This is a genomic window from Acidovorax sp. HMWF018, from assembly GCF_003061035.1.
Lineage (GTDB): Bacteria > Pseudomonadota > Gammaproteobacteria > Burkholderiales > Burkholderiaceae_C > Acidovorax > Acidovorax delafieldii.
Genome location: NZ_QAIM01000484.1, coordinates 1 through 2607 on the forward strand (window position 1 = coordinate 1; position 2607 = coordinate 2607).

Here is a 2607-nt window from a genome sequence, read left to right on the forward strand (position 1 = left end):
CCACCGCGTGGATCGAACTCATCATTCGCGAAGGCCGCAACCGCCAGGTGCGCCGCATGACGGCCGCCGTGGGCCACCCCACGCTGCGGCTCATCCGCTCGGCCATCGGGCCGTACACGCTGGACGGGCTGGCGCCGGGCACCTGGGCGGATTGAGCCGGCAGGCGTGCGGGGCCTAGGCGGCCACCGCCTGCATGCGCCGCGACAGCGCTGACCCACGCGCGCGCAAAAAGGCCCGCAAGCCCTCGGCATAGTCCGCACCCACGGCCTGCTGCACCGAAGGGCGTGCCGCCAACGCGGCGCGCCACTGCTGCACCAGCGGCAAACCTTGCCAGAGCCCCGGGTCATCCATGCCCGGCAAGGTGTCGATGACGTCGAAGTACCGGAACACGGGGCCGAACACCGCATCCACCATGCCAAAGTCCGGCCCGGCAAAGTACGGCCCCGGCACGCTGCGCTGGCCCAGGGCCTCTTCGATCTGCACAAAACGGCTGCGCAGGTCCTGCGCGCGGGCCTGCAGCGTGGCCTCATCCGCTGCGGCGTAGAAGCCGCCGATGGTGTTCAGCACCGCAGAGCCAAACTCCATCCACGCCCGGTGGCGTGCGCGCTGCAGCGGATCTGGCGGGTGCAGCACGGGCATGGCCACCTCGTCCAGGTATTCGCAGATCACGGCCGACTCGAACAGGCTCTGGCCGCGCACCTGCAGGACCGGGGTCTTGCCCAACGGCGAGAGGGCCAGGAACCAGTCGGGCTTGCGGGCCAGGTCGATGGTGCGGCGCTCGAACGCCAGGCCCTTTTCGTGCAGCACGATGGCCACGCGCTGCACATAGGGGCACAGCGCGTGCGAGACCAGAGTGAGCGCAGCGGGCGCTGTGGTCTGGGCCATCACGACAGCAACCCCTCAGCCCGCAGCGCAGCCTGCACCTGCGGGCGGGCCGCCACGCGTGCCATCCAGGCCTGCAGGTGCGGGTAGGCAGTGAGCGGGATGCCCAGCAGGTGCGACCAATTGACGATGGTGAAGCCATACGCATCGGCCACGCTGTAGCCGCCTGCCAGAAAGTCGCTGCGCGACAGCACGGCCTCCATCTCGGCAAAACGCACGGCCAGCTTGGCCTTGACGGCCTGGCGCGTGGAGTCGGCCGTCTCCTTGTGCCACAGCCAGGGGCTGAAGCCCTTGTGCAGTTCGGTGCTGACGAAGGTGAGCCACTCCAGCACGGCCAGCCGCTCGCTGGAGCCGGGCTGGCCGATGAGTGCGCGCGCCGGGTCCAGGTCGGCCACGTACTGCAGCAGCGCCGCTGCCTCGGTGTGGCGCGACTGGTCGGCCAGCTCCAGCAGGGGCACATAGCCGCGCGGGGAGATGTCCAGATAGTTGGCGCCGGTCTCGGTGGTGTGGCGCACCAGGTCCACCTTGACCAGATCGAACGCAACGCCGACCTCGCGCAGGGCAATGTGGACGGCGAGCGAGCAGGCACCGGGGGCGTAGTAAAGCTTCATGGGAACGGGGCTTTCTGTAAAAACGGTTGGAATATGTCGCCCCTTGGCAGCCACAGACACCCATCGGTACACGGCAAGGCCCGGCGACAGGCAGAATCTATGCTTGCAACAACGCAAACAAAATAAGCACCCATGAAATCAACCATTGCATCATCGCAATACCAACTGGGCGCGGCCGAGCTGGAAGTGCTGCTGGCCATGGTGCGCACCGGCACCCTGGCGGCCGCCGGTGAGCGACTGGGTGTGGATGCGTCCACGGTGTTCCGCGCCATCCAGCGCATCGAACGGGGGCTGGGCCAGTCGCTGTTCGACCGGTCGCGCGCCGGCTACCGCCCCTCGGAACTGGCCCAGGCATTGGCCGAACAGGCCGAGCGGGTGGAAGCCGCCCTGGAGGCCGCGCGCTCTGCCGCACAGGCGCAGCCAGAGCAGGTGTCGGGCACGGTGCGCATCTCCACCACCGACACCATCCTGCACGGCCTCATCGCCCCGGCCCTGCAGATGCTGCAGCCCCGGCACCCGGCCCTGGTGTACGAGCTGCACGCCGGCAACGAGCTGGTGAGCCTGACGCGGCGCGACACCGACATCGCCGTGCGCGCCACCAAGCGCCCGCCACAGCACCTGGTGGGGCGGCAGCTGGGCATGATCCGCTCGGCCCTCTACGCAGGCACCGCCAGCCCGCTGGCCCTGTCAGATGTGGAGGCAGGCCGCGCCGCCTGGATTGCGCCCGACGACGCCCTGCCCGACCACCCCTCGGTGCGCTGGCGCAAGAAGCAATACCCCAGGGCACAGCCCACCTACCGCGTCAACAGCCTGCTCACCGTGATGGAACTGGTGGCCCTGGGCATGGGCGTGGGGGTGCTGCCCCTCTTTCTGGCCCAGGGCCGCAGCGACCTGCGCCCGCTCACGGGTGCGCTGGCCGACGGCGAGACCGAGCTGTGGCTGCTGACCCACCCGGAGTCGCGGCACCTGCGGCGGATTGCAGCGGTGTACGGGCATCTGGCGGAGACCGTGCAGCTGCCCTGAGCGCCCCTGGACATCAGCCGGGCAAGGCGTCGCCGAACACCTCCAGCGCCGTGCCGTGCAACGCGCGCAGCATGTCCACAGGGTCCACCGC

Annotated in this window: 3 protein-coding genes and 1 pseudogene; 2 read left to right on the forward strand and 2 right to left on the reverse strand. The window is 69.5% G+C overall.

The genetic code is table 11. The features are described 5' to 3' along the window. Window positions 1-155, forward strand: a pseudogene (locus DBR23_RS20630) (pseudouridine synthase); the annotation flags it as partial. 19 nt (window positions 156-174) lie between these two features. On the opposite strand, the gene DBR23_RS20635 reads toward DBR23_RS20630, so the two are convergent. Then, the gene (locus tag DBR23_RS20635) at window positions 175-885 is read right to left on the reverse strand and encodes a glutathione S-transferase family protein (RefSeq protein WP_108499443.1); all 711 of its coding nucleotides are present in this window, start codon (window positions 883-885) and stop codon (window positions 175-177) included. Next, window positions 885-1493: a glutathione transferase GstA gene (gene gstA / locus DBR23_RS20640; protein ID WP_015014999.1), complete on the reverse strand. Its 609-nt coding sequence runs from the start codon at window positions 1491-1493 to the stop codon at window positions 885-887. The genes DBR23_RS20635 and gstA overlap by 1 nt, the downstream gene beginning before the upstream one ends. A 132-nt stretch (window positions 1494-1625) precedes the next feature. Between gstA and DBR23_RS20645 the strand changes: the two genes are divergently transcribed. After that, window positions 1626-2516: a LysR family transcriptional regulator gene (locus tag DBR23_RS20645; protein WP_108499444.1), complete on the forward strand. Its 891-nt coding sequence runs from the start codon at window positions 1626-1628 to the stop codon at window positions 2514-2516. Window positions 2517-2607: the final 91 nt, after the last annotated feature.

What these genes read in the sequence shown, in the direction of transcription:
- DBR23_RS20645 (WP_108499444.1), top strand. Translation starts at nt 1,626, where the DNA reads ATGAAATCAACCATTGCATCATCGCAATACCAACTGGGCGCGGCCGAG.
- gstA (WP_015014999.1), bottom strand. Translation starts at nt 1,493, where the DNA reads ATGAAGCTTTACTACGCCCCCGGTGCCTGCTCGCTCGCCGTCCACATT.
- DBR23_RS20635 (WP_108499443.1), bottom strand. Translation starts at nt 885, where the DNA reads ATGGCCCAGACCACAGCGCCCGCTGCGCTCACTCTGGTCTCGCACGCG.